6 protein-coding genes are annotated in these 16,892 nt (G+C 45.2%); 5 read left to right on the plus strand and 1 reads right to left on the minus strand.

Annotated features, from left to right (window positions below; genetic code table 11):
• Positions 1-82 precede the first annotated feature (82 nt).
• Positions 83-1,489, plus strand: a complete 1,407-nt coding sequence (locus tag M1L62_RS13455) for an alpha-L-fucosidase (protein WP_254560103.1) — start codon at positions 83-85, stop codon at positions 1,487-1,489.
• A gap of 78 nt (positions 1,490-1,567) precedes the next feature.
• Here M1L62_RS13455 and M1L62_RS13460 read toward each other — a convergent pair whose 3' ends face one another.
• The gene (locus M1L62_RS13460) at positions 1,568-5,656 is read right to left on the minus strand and encodes a hybrid sensor histidine kinase/response regulator transcription factor (RefSeq protein ID WP_254560104.1); all 4,089 of its coding nucleotides are present in this window, start codon (positions 5,654-5,656) and stop codon (positions 1,568-1,570) included.
• Between the two features lie 146 nt (positions 5,657-5,802).
• Here M1L62_RS13460 and M1L62_RS13465 point away from each other — a divergent pair, with 146 nt between their 5' ends.
• From M1L62_RS13465 to M1L62_RS13480, 4 genes are all read left to right on the plus strand, one after another.
• The gene (locus M1L62_RS13465; protein ID WP_254560105.1) at positions 5,803-8,886 is read left to right on the plus strand and encodes a SusC/RagA family TonB-linked outer membrane protein; all 3,084 of its coding nucleotides are present in this window, start codon (positions 5,803-5,805) and stop codon (positions 8,884-8,886) included.
• 19 nt (positions 8,887-8,905) lie between these two features.
• Positions 8,906-10,411 carry a RagB/SusD family nutrient uptake outer membrane protein gene (locus M1L62_RS13470; RefSeq protein WP_254560106.1) on the plus strand — a complete coding sequence of 502 codons (1,506 nt, stop codon included), beginning with the start codon at positions 8,906-8,908 and terminating at the stop codon, positions 10,409-10,411.
• 50 nt (positions 10,412-10,461) lie between these two features.
• Positions 10,462-12,999 carry a cellulase family glycosylhydrolase gene (locus M1L62_RS13475; protein WP_254560107.1) on the plus strand — a complete coding sequence of 846 codons (2,538 nt, stop codon included), beginning with the start codon at positions 10,462-10,464 and terminating at the stop codon, positions 12,997-12,999.
• Positions 13,000-13,665: 666 nt separating this feature from the next.
• A complete protein-coding gene (locus M1L62_RS13480; RefSeq protein ID WP_254560108.1) occupies positions 13,666-16,884 on the plus strand; it encodes a SusC/RagA family TonB-linked outer membrane protein in 3,219 nt (1,072 codons plus the stop codon).
• The last annotated feature ends 8 nt before the right edge of the window (positions 16,885-16,892 follow it).

Here is a 16,892-nt window from a genome sequence, read left to right on the forward strand (position 1 = left end):
TATTGGTAACGGTTTTTGTTGGCTCTGTTGGTGCGTTTTTTGAAAATTTATTGTATTTAAAATAATAAGTATCGTCTTTAAAATGAATCGTTTATCTGTCATTCTGGTTGTGTTTGCCGGCTTATTCCTTTGCCCGGAAACAGGATTTTCTCAGCAACAAAATCTTGCTGAAAAATCACTGGTCAGCCTTCAGCAGCAATTTGTTGATCTGGGCTTCGGGATGTTTATTCATTACAACATTCCCACCTACGGACCGGATGACTGGGCCGATCCGGATGCGTCCCCTGCAATTTTTAACCCAAAAAAGCTGAACACAGATCAGTGGGCAGAGGCGGCCAAATCAGCAAATATGACGTATGGGTGCCTGACGACAAAACATCACAGTGGTTTTGCAATATGGGACACGAAAACCACGGATTACAATGTCATGAACAGCCCCTATAAAAAGGATATCGTGGCGGAGTATGCCAGTTCGTTTCGCAAGCAGGGCTTGAAGGTCACGCTGTATTACTCCATTTTGGATACCCACCATAAAATTCGTCCGGGGCAGATTACGCCTGCCCATATTGCCATGATAAAAAAACAGCTGACGGAGTTACTGACCAATTATGGTGAGATTTCAGCACTGATCATCGACGGCTGGGACGCACCCTGGTCAAGGATTTCTTATGACGATGTGCCTTTTGAGGAAATTTACAATCTGGTTAAATCGATACAGCCAGCTTGCCTTGTCATGGACCTCAATGCTGCTAAATATCCGTCTGAGGCGCTGTTTTATACCGATATAAAATCGTACGAGCAAGGAGCCGGGCAGCACATTTCCAAAGAAAGCAACAGGTTGCCGGCGTTATCTTGTCTGCCGATCAATCAATACTGGTTCTGGAAATCTTCCTTTCCGACAACGCCGGTCAAAAAGGCCGATGATCTTGTCAACAAAAATCTGATTCCTTTTAATAAATCGTATTGTAATTTTATTTTAAACGTGGCCCCAAACCGGGACGGGCTTATTGATGACAATGTGATTACAACATTGAAAGAAATCGGAAAACTATATAAAAAACCGGCTAGCACTCCAACGCTCCCTGCTAATGACGGGCCGATTATCTCTTCCAATTTGGCCAAAGGCCGTCCTGCGAATGCCAGCTGGGCGAATGACATGATGATCATGGACTTTGCCAATGACGATAATTTTAAGACCAGCTGGGAGTCAAATCCGAGTGTTAAGGAGCCCTGGCTTGAAGTGGATTTGGTGAAGGAAACCGGCTTTAATAATGTGGTAATCACTTCGTCCAAAGTGCATGGTGGCCGGTATCAGCTGGATTATTTTGCTAATAACAAATGGTATCCGTTGGGCGAGGGCATAAATGAAAACAGAATCAAAGTGATACGCTTCGATCGCGTCAATGGCCAGAAAGTGCGGGTGAAATTTACAAACTTCAAAGAAGCACCAACGGTTGCGGAGTTTGGGATTTATAATGAGAGGAGGTAGTTTTTAAACACGGATTTTTGGTTAATATCATAGTTTAGTTTTTCTTTAAAACTAAACTATGAATTTCGGTCTGGCGTTTCAAATCTCCTCAAAATCAAATGTTTTCCCACTTCTCCGTAAGTATTCTTTTGGCGTTACACCGAACTCTTCGCGGAAACATTTTGAGAAATAGGAGAGGTTGGAAAATCCTACGTCGTACATCACGTCGGAAACGTTGCCTTCTTTATTTTCAAGAAGTAATGAAGCTTTTTTTATCCGATACTTTTTAATGATCTCGTTTGCTGAAAAATGTGTCAGAGATTTTAACTTCCGGGATAAATGTGCAGAGCTCATACCTATTTCCGAACTCAAAATTTCAACACTGAAATCGGAATCTGAAATGTTGGCTTCAATAATATTCATTACCTTTTTGACGAACTTATCATCCATGCTTTCGCTGCTGGTTTCCTTGGCCGGAGAAACGATAAGTTCGTGCCTGAAATACTCAGTCAGCTCCTTTTTTCGGTGAAGCAGATTCCCGATCTGAGCGTCCAAAAGTTCGATGTCGAATGGTTTGGTAATGTAGGCATCTGCGCCGGTGCGTATTCCCTCGATCTTTTGCGAGGTCAGACTTCTGGCAGTGAGCAGGATCACCGACAGCTGGCTTGTTCTAGGTGTACTTTTGATTTTTTTACAAAAAGTCAGTCCATCCATAACCGGCATCATCACGTCGGAGATAATCACGTCAGGCAGGAATTCATTCGCTTTTTGAAGTCCTTCTTCTCCGTCTCCGGCCAACAGAAAACGATATTTATCTTTAAGACTGATCCGGATAAAATCAATCATATCCGGGTTGTCTTCCACTACGAGCAGTAATGGTTTTTCCTGTTCTGATAACGGTTCAGCAGGTTGGAGCGGAACAGTTGAAGCAGCATTCAGAACCTGGTTTATCTCAATGTTCTCATGCTCAGGTGTTATGTCATTCGTTTGTTCAAAAGGCAGATGGATAGTAAAGGTGCTTCCTTGTCCGGGCGCACTTTTTACATGAATTTGCCCCTTGTGCATTTTTATGTATTCCAAAGTGAGAGCCAGACCAATGCCGGACCCCATTTCCATTTTAACAGATTCGGCAGTCTGATAGAAGCGCTCAAAAATCCGGGCCTGCTCCCCGGTAGAAATACCCACGCCGGTATCTGAGATCTCTATTTCAAATACTTCCGCTGGAAATTCACTATTCCGGACTACACTGGCTTTAAACGTTATTCTGCCGCCTTTCGGGGTGAATTTGAACGCATTTGACAAAAGATTAAGGATCATCGTCTCAACTTTTTCCGGGTCTACATACATGTCGCAGGACGGCACATTGTTTTCGAAAATGTACTCAATCTGATGTCTGACCGCCTTATCCGAAAAGTGAGAATACAGTTCACGAAGATGCCCGATCATTTCCACTCTGGTCGGGTTCAGATAAAGGGTGTCGCTCTGCATCTTTTTGAAATCCAGTATCTGGTTTACCACGCGAAGCAGCCGGTTTGAATTTTTCTCGGCCAGCGCAATCAGCTCATGGTTTTCGGGACTCAGCTGTCCGTCCTTCATAATCTGATGTATGGGAGGCAGAATAAGGCTGATCGGCGTGCGCAGTTCGTGCGAGATATTTGTAAAAAATTGTTCTTTGGTCTGTTCGATTTCTTCGGCATGGGCTATTTCCAGCTTGCTGATCTTTAATTCATTTTCCAGTTTTATCCTTCCCGAGTAAATCCTCAAAGCGAGGTATATCCCTGCTCCTGCAAGTAAGGCATACAGCGCGAGAAAACCCTTGCTCAAAAAGAAAGGTGGATTTACGGTGATTTCCGTGCTGCTGATCCGGTCACTCCAGATGCCATTGTTGTTGGTGCCCCTTACTTTGAAAATATAAGTGCCCGGTGAAAGATTAGAATAAACAGCAAAATTTTTCAGTCCTGAGGTCGTGTTCCAGTCTTCATCAACGCCTTCCAGTTTGTAGGCGTAGGTGTTGATTTCGGGTTGCCAGAAATGCAGGGCGGCGAATTGCAGTTCAACAGAACGCTGGCCGTAATCGAGCTCTACTTTGGGGGTAAATGATATGTCTCTGTCCAGAATGATCCGGTCGTTTATTTTTTCTCCGATGGAAACCTGTTGATTGTTCAGCAGCAGATTGGTCAAAAACACCCGGGGTTTGTATCCGTTTGCGACTGCTTTATCCGGAGAGAAAGAGATATAACCATTGTCCCCGCCGAAAAAGAGCACCCCGGAATCTGAGCTGGCCACGCAGCCTGCATAAAAACTTTTGAGCGGCAGGTTTTTGTTAAGCGGGTAAAATTCTACTTTTTTGCTATTGATCGTAAATTTTTCCAGAGCGGTATTGGTCGCCGTCCATAGGTTGCCGGTTTTGTCTTCGGTGATAGCCGTCCGTGTCACGTTGTTGTTTGGGATTGCATGAAAATTAGCTTGGTCGGTTTTAGCATTATACCCGATCAAACCGTTTTGTGTCGCTGCCCAAAGCATTCCATTTTTTGCGATGAAAAAGCTGCTGACCGTTTTACCTTCTGCCACTTTTTGAAAAGCCGCAACTTTTACTTTTTTGAATGTTTTCAGATCAAGCCGGAACAGCTCATCAAATTCGATGAGCCAGATGGCGCCCGCGGCGTATAAAAATTTCTCAGTTTCTACTTTGGATATCAGCCGAAAATTCAGGTTTTCAGGATTTTCGAGATCTCCTTTTGTCTGAAAAATTCCTCCTTCCCAGGTTCCAACGAGCAGCGTTCCGTCAGGGATCTCAATGAAATTATTGATATAATTGGAAAGCAATCCGGTCGCCTTACTGGCGGTGAGGCTCTGCATGGTCTGCGTATGCTCGTTCCATACGTTAATACCTGCGACAGTCCCGATCCAGATACGGCCGCGGCTATCTTCCCGAAGCGTGGTCACATTGTTGATCAGTAAACGGCTTTGCTTGGGCGTTTCTGCGTCAAATTTTCTCATTTCGCCGGTCGCCGGATCAAAACGGATTACACCGTGTAGTGTACCAATCCAGTAAATTCCTGTTTTGCTGATTAAAATGGATTTTACCTGATTGCCAACAGTTTGTCCATTGAGCTGATTTGTGACATGATGGTACTGGTACAGGTTGTCATACTGATTAATCTTGCTGATGCCGTTGGAAGTAACAAACCAGAGCACGCCGGCTTTATCCTCGAAAATCTGCCAGATTACATTATTGGCAATCGAATAGGGTACTTGCGGGTTATGGAAATAGGTCAGGTTTTTTTGCCGAATGGAATTGTAAACATTAAGGCCAAAATCTGTTCCCAGCCAGACATTCTGTTCGCGATCTGTGTAAATGGATTTGACCACACCATTACTCAGACGAAGTTTGTCGTCCGAATAATTCTCGTTTTTACCTGTTATTGTGTTAAACTTGCAAAGGCCTGTATCTGTGCCCACCCAAAGCAGTGAGTCTCCGCCCTGTGCAACTGGTTTAATATCGCAGATAAGATTGTTTTTCAACTGCGGGCTTCCTTTCTTTTTTAGGTTAAAGCGGGTAAAGGTTTGTGATTTGCCGTCTAGTTTGCTGACCCCGTCATAGGTTCCGATCCACAGATTTTTTCTTTTATCCTGATAAATTGTCCGGACCGTGTTATGGCTGAGTTTCGAGTTCTGCGTATTGAACAACTTAAAAGAAGCATCCCTGATATGGTATCGGACGAGTCCTGTGGTTGTGCCGAGCCATAAGACTTTGTTACCATCTTTTAAAATGCAGCGTATCGCCGTATGGCGACCAAGCGGGATGCGTTTGATTTGAAACGTTATCGTGTTGATTTTGCATAAACCGTTTCGGGTTCCAACCCACAGATCGTCTCCATCGCTCAGGATTGTCTGGACCTCGTTGCCGGGAAGGGAATTGACACCGGCTTCTTTGCGGAAAATTCTGAAACGATATCCGTCGTAACGTACCAGGCCATCGCCGGTGGCGATCCACATGAAATCATTTTTGTCCTGTGCAACGGCATTGATCAGGTTGGTCGGAAGGCCTTCACGAACAGATAAGGTGCTGAAAATTTTTTCCTGCCCGTAACCGGCCAGACATATCATCGTTAAAAAGGAAATGATCAACCATGTTCTTCTGATCCTGCCGTCCCGTTGCATTCCTTTTTTAGCGTAAAAACTCATTTTTCGAACAAAAAATATAACAAATACTATACGAATATCGGAAAATTATTGCTTTGTGTCAGATTATTTCTAATCGAAATTTTCCATCCGATCTACCTTGCATCGCAGTTCAGGCTGTGAATTCATAAATCTTAATCCATCACGCAATGAAGAAAAAATTACTGCTCTTGCACATTTTCCTAATGGTATCCTGCACCCTTGTTTTCGGGCAGCAGGTCATAAAAGGAAAGGTCACCGATAATTCCGGAGGCGGACTTCCCGGAGTAAACGTTGTTTTGAAAGGTAATACGACTGGCACATCCACAGATCAGAATGGAGATTATTCACTGTCAATTCCTACGGCTTCGGGCGAAAATCAGACGCTGGTATTTTCATTTATAGGTTATGTCAAACAAGAGGTTTCACTTTCGAACCGAACAGTTATTGACATAAAACTGATCACGGACACACAAAATCTGGATGAAGTTGTGGTGGTCGGATATGGAACAACGGCTAAAAAGAACCTGACGACGGCTATCTCAAAAGTGGACCCGGCCAAGATCCCGACATCAGCAAATAATAACGTGTCTGAATTGCTTTTCGGACGGGCGGCAGGTTTGCAGGTTACGCAGCAAAGCTCGCAGCCCGGAGGTAATATCTCAGTTTCCATTCGTGGAAAAGGAGATCCGCTTTTGGTTATCGACGGCGTGGTTTACCCGGGCAGCAGCATGGAGCCAGGCAACGGATCGGTGGAAATACAAGGTGTCAACCGGGGAGGGCTTGCGGGACTGAACCCTAACGACATTGAGTCTATCGAGTTTTTGAAAGATGCCAGTGCGGCCATTTATGGCGTTTCTGCTGCAAACGGGGTAATGATTATTACCACCAAAAAGGGAAAGGCCGGACGCATGAGTGTAAGTTATGACGGAAGCCATTCGTTTTCGAGAAATATGCCGTACCTGAAACCGCTTAATGCGCAGGATTACATGCTTTATTATAATCAGCTGAGCAAGGATAAATATCAGTCCGACAGAAACATGGCACCTTTTGGCAAGGCAGCGTCTGATTTGAGTGGTTATACCCAGAAATATACAGATCAGCAGATTCAGAACGCGGGAGCCGGTACCGATTGGCTTGGTGAGGTTTTGCGCCCTGGAAGCGTTGATAATCACAATATCAGTGTTAATGGAGGAACCGAAAAAGCGACTTATTTTTTCTCGGGCAACTACTTTAACCAGGTAGGTTCGCTGAAAAAATCAGATCTGACCCGGTTCTCAGGAAGGTTAAATGTATCGTTTGTTTTAAGTAAAATATTCAGGTTGAATGTCAACGTGAATGCGAACCGTAACAAATACAGCAATCCGCAGGCAGGTTGGCAGGCGGGTGGTTCGGGAGCACAGGGTTTTAATGCCCTGCAAGCGGCACTTGCCTATCCTTCGTCAGTTCCGGTTTACAATACCGATGGTACTTACAGCCAGTTTGCTATAACGGGAAACCCGGTTTCACTGCTTGATATCAAGGATAAAACCAAGGCGCAGGGATTACTTGCCAACACTTCGCTGGATATTGACATTATTCCCAACACGCTTACCGCGAAACTGCTTTACGGAAATAACAGCGAGTATTCGGTGCGTGATTTTTATATTCCTGTCACCGTTTTCTGGGGACAGCTTTACAAGGCCAGAGCCTCGCTTGCTGAGACACGCCGTCAGAACCAGACTATGGAAGGGACATTATCCTACAAGAAATCCTTCGGAGACTGGCTTAATCTGGATGTTGTCACTGGTGTAGGCCAGTATCTGGAAGACTATTCGGGATTCAGTGTTGAAACTTCCAATTTACAGGATGCGATCAATACGGATAATCTGGCTTCTGCAACAGGGCCAAAAGTTATAGGCTCATATCGTGGCGTAAACAAATTAAGGTCATTTTTTGTCAGAAGTAATTTCGATTTCTTTGATCGATATCTCCTTTCTCTTACCGTTCGCAGAGACGGAGCAGATAAATTTTTCCCTGATAATAAATATCAGAATTTCCCATCAGTTTCCGCCGGTTGGAAAATTAACAACGAAAGATTTATGGAGAACATAAAGACTATCAGTACATTGAAGCTGAGAGCCAGTTATGGGACAACGGGGGAACGTCCGGGTAGTGTGGCTTACGGGGCCTATGGTGCTGATCCGAATGCAGTCACATTCAGCAACGGATCGGTCGTTTACTTCCCTTACCGCCTGACTGCTTTTGATAACCCAAATCTGCGCTGGCCAATTACCAAAACTTTTAATGCCGGACTGGATTTCGGATTATTCAAAGAACGGATTACAGGTTCAATCGACGTCTTTACCGAAAACCGGACAAGACTGTTAAGTAGCGCGACCACGCAGCAATTATCGATAATTTCAACTTCTCCGATCAATGGCGGTCATCAGCGCAGAAAGGGAGCCGAGCTTAGTCTCAATACCGAAAATGTTAAGACCAAATATTTCAGCTGGAATACGACGTTTAACATAACACATTTTAAAAATAGATGGGTGCAACGTTTTCCAAACGATCCGCCTGCTCAGTATGGTCATGTCAATGATCCGGTTGGTGGTGATATTATCTACGTTTACAAGACCAACGGCATTTTACAGGTCGGTCAGGAAGTGCCTGCATGGCAGCCAGCTGCTGCAACAAAACCCGGAAATCCGATTTTTGTAGATCAAAATGGTGACGCAAAACTTGATTACCAGGACGTGAAAAGTTATTCGGGCATACCGAAGGCGATTGTGGGACTTGGCAATAATTTCACTTACAAGAAGTTTGACCTGAGCGTGTTCTTGTATGGGCAGTACGGCGCCTGGGGCAATGATTACACCACGCTTTGGGGGGATCCGGTCGGGTTATTATCCGGTAATCAAAGTGGTACAGAGCGTATCAAAGATGCGTGGAGCATTGCCAATCCCAACGGAACCCTTTCTGGGGCAGCCTACAATGAAGGTGCTATTGCGCTTGATGCAGGACTCGATACTCGTCTCGTAAAACGCGATTTTCTTCGCTGCCGTAACATTACGCTGGGTTATACATTCAGCTCGGAGGGTCTTGCCAAATATGTAAAAAGCGTAAGAGTTTTCGCCGACGTTCAGAATGCCTTTATCCTGACTGGTTTCAAAGGCGTGGATCCTGAAATACAAGCCAGCTCGATCAAAGGCGGTCCCGCACCTTATCCAATGGTAAGAACAGTATCGCTGGGACTGAAGGCCAATTTCTAACATCAAGACATTCAATATCATGAAAAAAATATTCTTTGCCAGCGTCATGGCTACGGTCGTTTCGATCAGCAGCTGCAACAATAATTTTGATCCGGTGATCACCGGTGTGCTTTCTCCGGCTAATTTCCCCAAGACAGAAGCGGATTTTGAACTGTACGCATTGCAGGCCTATAAGCCGTTTGGCTCAAAGTGGGGATATAGCGATGTCGAGTATCAAAATATGTTCTTCAGTCCTGAATACGGCCATCTTGCCATGTTTGACCTGCCGACTGATCAGATGAACATTTTTACGGAGTGGGGCGGTTTTTGGGAGTTTTTCAGTAAAGGAGATTTTACTTTCCTGAAAACACAGGGAAAACAGAGCCATTTTGAGAAAGTCCGTTATGTGACACGCATGACGCAGGTCATTGCCGACGTGGAAAAGTCGACGATCAGTGAAACCGCAAAAAAGAAATTTATTGCCGAAGCACGGATGGGACGCGCCTGGACGATGTACTATCTGCTACATATGTATGGCCCGGTTCCGGTCATTCTCGATGCTTCCAAAATCAATACGGATGCTGAAAGTGATCTTACTCGTCCGTCCAGAGAGTCTTTTGTTTCGACTGTCGTTTCGGACCTGCGGTTTGCTGCTGATAATCTGCCGTTGAGCCCGTCGGAATACGGAAGGTTCAACAAAGGCCTCGCGCTGGGTATGTTAACCCGGTTATACCTCAATGAAAAGAACTGGGCGGAAGCGGAAAAGGCTGCAAGAGAAACGATAACACTGGGGAAATACAATCTTGTCAGCGATTATGCAGGTCTTTTCAGGGAGTCTACCGAGGTAAACTCAGAAACAATTTGGGCTGTAAACTGTGATCCCGTAGCACCGACTAACGGAGAGGGAGGTGGGAATTTTAATGCCATGGCACTTTATTGTCTTCCCGGCGACTTCAAGAGTGTAAAACTGGGCGGAGGCTGGGGCAGCCCAAGTGGAGTATTCTGTCCAACCTGGCAATTTTATGATTCCTTTGAGGCAACCGACAAGAGGCGCGCGCTGCTCATTCCAACCTATACCGATAATGGAGGAAAGGTCAGGAGCCGAGCCAATATGCGTGGCCCGGTTTTAAGAAAATATCCTGACGAATCTTCTCCCGGTGCTGATATTCAGGGCAACGACATACCGGTTTTACGTTATGCTGATATTGTTCTGATGCTTGCTGAGGCCATTAACCAACAGGCCGGCCCGACTGCCGAAGCTGTTGCGCTCGTAAACGAGGTCAGGCTGAAACATGGTGGATTGGCTGCGCTTCCCGCTGCTGCGACGGCGTCGAAGGCAGATTTCAATGATGCGATTCTGCGTGAAAGAGGCTGGGAATTCTACTTTGAGGGAATCAGAAAAATTGATCTGGTCCGTCATGGTAAATGGGCATCCGCACTGGAAGCTGCCGGGAAAGTTACGCATGGTCCTTCGGAGTTGTTTCCGGTGCCCCAGTATGTTATCAATGTGGGTGAGGGAAAAATCAAGCAGACCCAGGGATATTGAGTGGATAAAAGTCGCAGTTTCTCAATTAATTAAAATTAATATTTACCGAAATGAAGTTTACCGGTCTTCTTTTGTCGATTTTTTTCTTTGTAATTCCATCTGTCTTTTCGCAAAGTACGAATGACGTTTATGTCGACAAACAGGGCGTTATGCGCTGGGGGAAAACGAAGGAGGAGGTCCATGGTTTCGGTGTAAATTATACCTTGCCATTTGCCTATGGGTACCGGGTGGCGAGAGAGTTGAACGTATCACACGAGAAGGCAATTGACGATGATGTATACCATTTCGCAAGGCTGGGGCTGGACGCATACCGCGTGCATGTCTGGGATACGGAGATCAGCGATACCCTGGGAAACCTTATCGACAATGAGCATCTGAAATTACTGGATTACGCCATTAAGAAAATGAAGGAGCGCGGTATGAAGTTTATCATTACACCGATTGCCTATTGGGGCAACGGCTGGCCGCAGCCTGACGAAAAAACGCCTGGTTTTTCCGCGAAATATGGCAAGGCAAATTGCCTGACGAATCCGGATGCGATCAAAGCACAACAGACGTATTTGTATCAGTTTCTCAACCATGTTAACGCTTACACGGGTATAGCCTATAAAAACGAACCGGACCTGATTGCTTTTGAGATAAGTAATGAACCACAGCATGGCGGAGTGCCCGCCGACGTGACAGCGTTTATCAATGGCATGGTGAAATCCATGCGCAAAACCGGCTGTAAAAAGCCGGTTTTTTATAACATCAGCCATAGTATCCATTTGGCAGATGCTTATCTTGATGCTGACATTGAGGGTGGTACGTTTCAGTGGTATCCCACGGGATTGCAATCAAAACATGAAATTCAGGGTAATTTGCTGCCAAACGTCGACGATTACAAAATCCCGTTTGCGGATAAACCGAAGTTTAAGAAACTGGCGAAAATTGTATATGAATTTGACGCCGCAGATGTTGGGCGTTCCTACATTTATCCGGCTATGGCGCGTAGTTTTCGTACGGCGGGTATGCAGGTAGCTACCCAATTTGCATACGATCCGACCTTTTTTGCCTGGGCCAATACGGAGTATGACACGCATTTTATGAATCTGGTTTACGCGCCTCAAAAGGCATTAAGTTTAAAAATTGCGTCAGAAGTTTTCCATCTTGTGCCATTGTATAAAAGTTTTGGCAAATTTCCGGCGGATACCACTTTTGGTGAATTTCGGGTTAGTTACGGCCAGGATCTTGCAGAAATGGTCACAAAGGAAAAATTTATGTATACCAACCATACATCGACAGTTCCGCCAGCCAGGGAATTATTACAGCATGTGAGCGGCTTTGGCAATTCCACAGTCGTAAAATATGAAGGAACTGGTGCCTACTTTCTGGATAAGCTTGAAAATGGCGTGTGGCGACTGGAAGTTTTACCTGATGCGGTTTGGATAAAAGACCCTTTTGGAAGGAACAGTTTGAAAAAGGAACTTGCAGTGGTCAATTGGCGAAACTGGCCCATCGTGATTGATTTGCCTGATTTAAGCCAGGAATTCAGCATTGTTCCGTTGAATAAGGGCAACACGGTAGCGAAAAAGATAAATCAGGGTGGATTTTCAGTTGCGCCCGGGAGTTATCTGCTTGTCAGAAACGGGGTAACAGCAAATTTCGACAGCGACAGTAGGTTTGATAATATCAGGATAGGCGAATTTGTTGCTCCCGGCGGCACCCTAAAACAAACCCATGTGCTTCACGAACCAAAGGCAGAAGTTTCGGCCGGGGAAAGTGTCAGGTTGGATTTTACCATTGTGTCGCCAAAGGCACCGGATGATGTTCAGGTTTGGATTTATCCAGCGGATGGACGGCCGTTCCCGATAGAACCTGCGCATCAGCACGGTTACGGGTTTTATGCGCAAATTCCGGCAGAAGTTGTTAAACCGGGTTATCTGAAATATTATGTTGTAGTGAAGGAAGATAACGTTTATAAAACTTATCCCTCGGGACTGTCAACCTCGCCTCAGGACTGGGATTTTTTTGATGACAACGCGTACCAGATTCGTGTCGGGTCCAAATCTGCCCCGGTTGTATTGTTTGATGCTGAGTCTGATACTGAGAAGCTGATCAGGCCTTACCTGAAAACTTCTCAGCTGATTCCTTTGTCTGAAAATGCAGGAGCTGAGTTACAGATAAGTTTGGAGAAACCGGAAGCCTACGCGATGCGATTTAGTTTCAAACAGAAGACGGATGGGCGTAAAACAGATTTTAGTTCTGCTAAAAAACTGGTTTTTTCAGGCCACTCATTGACAGATAAGCCATGTCAGATCCAACTGGCGTTAATTGGTAAAGATGGATCCGTTTTTGGAGGTACGGTGAAAGTGGGGGAAAAGATTGGAGAATATGCGCTGAAGATTGATGCGTTGGAAAAAGTAAGTTTTGTCAGTTTGCCAAGACCATATCCCGGCTTTTTGCCTTACCTTGTTGAAACCAACACGGCTACCGGCAAACTGGATCTGGCAAGTGTTGAAACATTGCAGATTTCAATAGTAAAAGATGCCAGCCAGCCAGAAAAAGCTCTGCAGGGCGTAGCGATAAGAAGCGTTGTATTGAAATAGGTTTTAATTGTTCATCGAAAAATGACACAGATTTGGCCAGGCTGACTTAAATCGGGCCGGGTGAGTGTCATAAATATTAAAAAGCTTATGAAACTGGTTCGAAAATCAGTTTCATAAGCTTTTTGCGTTCGGGGGCTTACGTTTTGTTTCAATGAAATATTCCGGGTAATTACGTATAACGATATATGTTATCCGATTTGAATGGAAATCGAATAGGGAACAGAATCTTACGGGACGACTTTTTCTACTGTTTCGGAAATTCTCTCAATGGTGAGACCGATCACGGATCAAATGTTCGGGCTATACTACCTAAATTAATCGTCGCATAAAACACCTGTCGACAGACGACTTGCTCATGGTGTCAGACAACAGAATATAGATTTAAAACCTCCTGATTTCGTAGATAAACACCGTTTGTATGCTTTTTCTGTCACAGCAGACAGGCTTTTCAGTTGTCCGGCGACAAATTTTATTATGCCGGAATTTCCTTCTTATTTCCATACTTAATGGACAGTTAATCCGATTATGTCATTGAAAAGTATGATAAGTTACCGGAAGTCAGGCGCATTTTCAGTAAGGGTTAAATGGTTCGTTTTCTCATCCTTTCCACCAGCAAGTTCACTCCTGAATACCAGATAAATCAACTGTTTAATTAATCTTTTTGCTATGAAAAAAACAATATTCTTGCTTTGTTTCCTGCTGACTTTCTCGCTTCACGACCTGCTCGCACAGAGCAAAACGATTACCGGGCATGTCACAGATGCTTCTACAAACGAGGCCCTGCCCGGTGTTAACATTTTGGCCAAAGACACCCAGATTGGCACTGTCTCCGATGCAACTGGCAATTTTAGTATTACAGCGCCGTCGGGAACTACCATTCTGGTTTTTAGTTCGATTGGCTATCAAACCACAGAAATTACGATTGGCGCATCTTCTGTGATTAAGGTGACATTAAGTACCGATACCCGGCTGTTGGGAGAAGTGGTGGTAACGGCTTTGGGTGTGGAAAGATCGCGCAATGCGCTGCCTTATGCAGCGACTCAGATTGACGGAGCCGCCGTTACCGCTGGCCGGAATCCGAACATGATAAACGCTCTGGCCGGCAAAGTTGCGGGACTGAATGTTACCCAAACCAATACCCTGGGCGGTTCATCCAATGTCGTGATCAGGGGGATTAAATCGTTAACTGGAAATAACCAGGCGTTGTTTGTCATAGATGGCGTTCCGGTTAGCAATGATGCCTCCAATACGCTTAACCAGTCAACCGGCAGAGGTGGATTTGATTATGGAAATCCAGTCGGTGACATCAATCCGGATGACATTGCTTCGGTCACCGTTTTAAAAGGGGCGGCAGCCACGGCTCTGTATGGTTCCCGCTCTTCGAACGGGGTGATTTTGATAACCACTAAAAAGGGAAGGAAGGGACTTGGCGTGACGCTGAACAGTGGTGTAACCTTCGGTTCGGTTGATAAAAAAACACTGCCGGTTTATCAAAAACAATATGGAGCAGGTTACGGCGAGTATTGGGGCGAGTTTGATGTGGATGGCGATGGGGTTGAGGACAATACGGTTTCCTTTTCAGATGATGCTTCCTATGGTTACGCATTTGATCCCTCGATCCAGGTTTACCATTGGGATGCTTTTGATCCGTCGTCACCGAATTATATGAAAACCCGACCATGGATAGCTGCCAAACACGGTCCGGAATATTTTTTCGAAAAATCCGTCTCCAACAATAACAGTATTATCATTGATGGCGGTAACGAAAAGGCTCTTTTTAAGCTCGGCTATTCCCGTAATACCGACAAAGGTATTTTACCCAACAGCCATATCACCAAAAATATGGTAAATTTTTCAGGATCACTGAATTTGACCTCAAAGTTATCTGCCAGTGCAACCGTAAATTTCAGTCAGCAGGAGGGGTTAGGAAGATATGGTTCCGGCTATGATGCTATCAACCCGATGCTGGGTTTGCGGCAATGGTTTCAAACCAACGTCGATTTGAAGGAACAAAAGGAAGCTTATTTTCGCAACCGGAAAAATATTACATGGAACTGGAAAGGTCCCGATGATTTGGTCGCAGCCTATTCTGATAACGCTTACTTTACGCGTTACGAAAACTATGAAAATGACAGTCGTTACCGGACGTTCGGGAATATGGCTATGAACTACGAAGTTGCCGACTGGCTGAAATTAACCGGCCGTTTTTCCCTTGATACCTATGATGAAAAGCAGGAAGAAAGGTTTGCAGTCGGAAGTACGAACAGCGATCACGATCCTTATTACCGACGTTACAACCGGACGTCGCGCGAGTTCAATTTTGATCTGTTTGCCAATATCCACAAAACAATTTCCAAGGAGTTTAATCTGACGGGTATTGTGGGGCTGAACATGCGCAGGTCACGGCTGAGCACGGTCAGGGCTTCAACCAGTGGCGGTTTGGTTGTACCCGGCTTATATGCGCTGTCAAATTCCCTGAACCTGCTGTCTCCACCCATTGAAAGTGAGCAAAAAATAGCCGTGGATGGGGTATTTGCCAATGCAACGCTCGGATACAAAGAGACGGTTTTTATTGACTTATCTTCCAGAAGAGAACAGTCGTCGACTTTGCCAAGAGGTAACAACGCCTATTTTTATCCTTCGGTGGCCCTGAGTTTTGCATTCTCAGAACTTTTAAAAGAAATACCCTGGTTAACGTACGGTAAATTACGGGCGAACTATGCAGAAGTAGGCAGCGACGCACCTTTTGCGGCTATCAATAAATATTACAACAAACAAGATGAGGAAGCAGGTACACCCGTGGGAGGATTCGATGGCATCCCGCTTTATTCTGTTCCTAATACGCGATTTAATCCGAACCTGAAACCGGAGAGGACCAAAAGCTCAGAATTCGGCCTGGAAATGGCGTTTTTTAACAATCGGCTGGGATTTGATGTGACGACTTACAAGGCCAATACCATCAACCAGATTCTGCCGGTGTCCGTGCCTACGACAAGCGGTTATAGTTACAAGTTTGTGAATGCGGGGGAGGTGCAGAATAAAGGCGTTGAAATTTCACTTTCGGGGACACCTGTCAAAACGGAGTTGTTCTCCTGGACGGTTAATGCCAACTGGTCGCGGAACACAAATAAAATAATAGCGCTGGCTGAGGGGGATAATATGATATTGGCCGAATATCAGACAGGAGTAAGTTCCAATGCAACAGTGGGGCGTCCGTTTGGGGTAATCAGAGGGACGGGTTTTGTTATGCATGAAAACGGAGGCAGGCTAATTGACGAAGACGGCCAGTACGTGCGCTCTGAACCCACCAAGGAAATTGCAGATCCCAACCCAAAATGGATAGGAGGGATTTCTAATACGATAAGTTTCAAAGGTTTGTCGTTGTACTTTTTAGTCGACGTTAAGCATGGCGGGCGTTTATATAATCTCGACACTTTCTATGGCTTTGGAACAGGTTTGTATCCTGAAACAGCAAGGCTGAATGAATTGGGCAAACCATCACGATTACCGGTTGCAGAAGGCGGTGGAATTCTTTTGGAAGGCGTCAAAGAAGATGGCTCCGTAAATGATGTACGGTTGGAAAATACCGAGAGCTCACTGGGTTCCAATGCTCCCAACGAAGCGCACGTTTATGGTGCCGGTTTTGTGAAACTTCGGGAAGCGTCTTTGAATTATTCTTTACCGGCGAGTCTCATATCACGGCTAAAAATCTTCAAAGGAATTGATCTGTCATTGGTGGGTAGAAACCTGTGGATCATTCAGAAGGATGTTCCGTACTCGGACCCAGAGGCTGGCCTTGGGACTGGGAACCTGGGGATGGGCTTTCTGAGTGGGGCATATCCTACCGCCCGCAACATTGGATTTAATATCAAACTGAGATTTTAACGATTAGC

It is taken from the genome of Dyadobacter diqingensis (genome assembly GCF_024220585.1).
Taxonomy (GTDB): domain Bacteria; phylum Bacteroidota; class Bacteroidia; order Cytophagales; family Spirosomataceae; genus Dyadobacter; species Dyadobacter diqingensis.

Excerpts from the sequence above, each read along its gene's own strand:
- M1L62_RS13455 (WP_254560103.1), top strand. The coding sequence starts at position 83 with ATGAATCGTTTATCTGTCATTCTGGTTGTGTTTGCCGGCTTATTCCTT.
- M1L62_RS13460 (WP_254560104.1), bottom strand. The coding sequence starts at position 5,656 with ATGAGTTTTTACGCTAAAAAAGGAATGCAACGGGACGGCAGGATCAGA.
- M1L62_RS13465 (WP_254560105.1), top strand. The coding sequence starts at position 5,803 with ATGAAGAAAAAATTACTGCTCTTGCACATTTTCCTAATGGTATCCTGC.
- M1L62_RS13480 (WP_254560108.1), top strand. The coding sequence starts at position 13,666 with ATGAAAAAAACAATATTCTTGCTTTGTTTCCTGCTGACTTTCTCGCTT.
- M1L62_RS13475 (WP_254560107.1), top strand. The coding sequence starts at position 10,462 with ATGAAGTTTACCGGTCTTCTTTTGTCGATTTTTTTCTTTGTAATTCCA.
- M1L62_RS13470 (WP_254560106.1), top strand. The coding sequence starts at position 8,906 with ATGAAAAAAATATTCTTTGCCAGCGTCATGGCTACGGTCGTTTCGATC.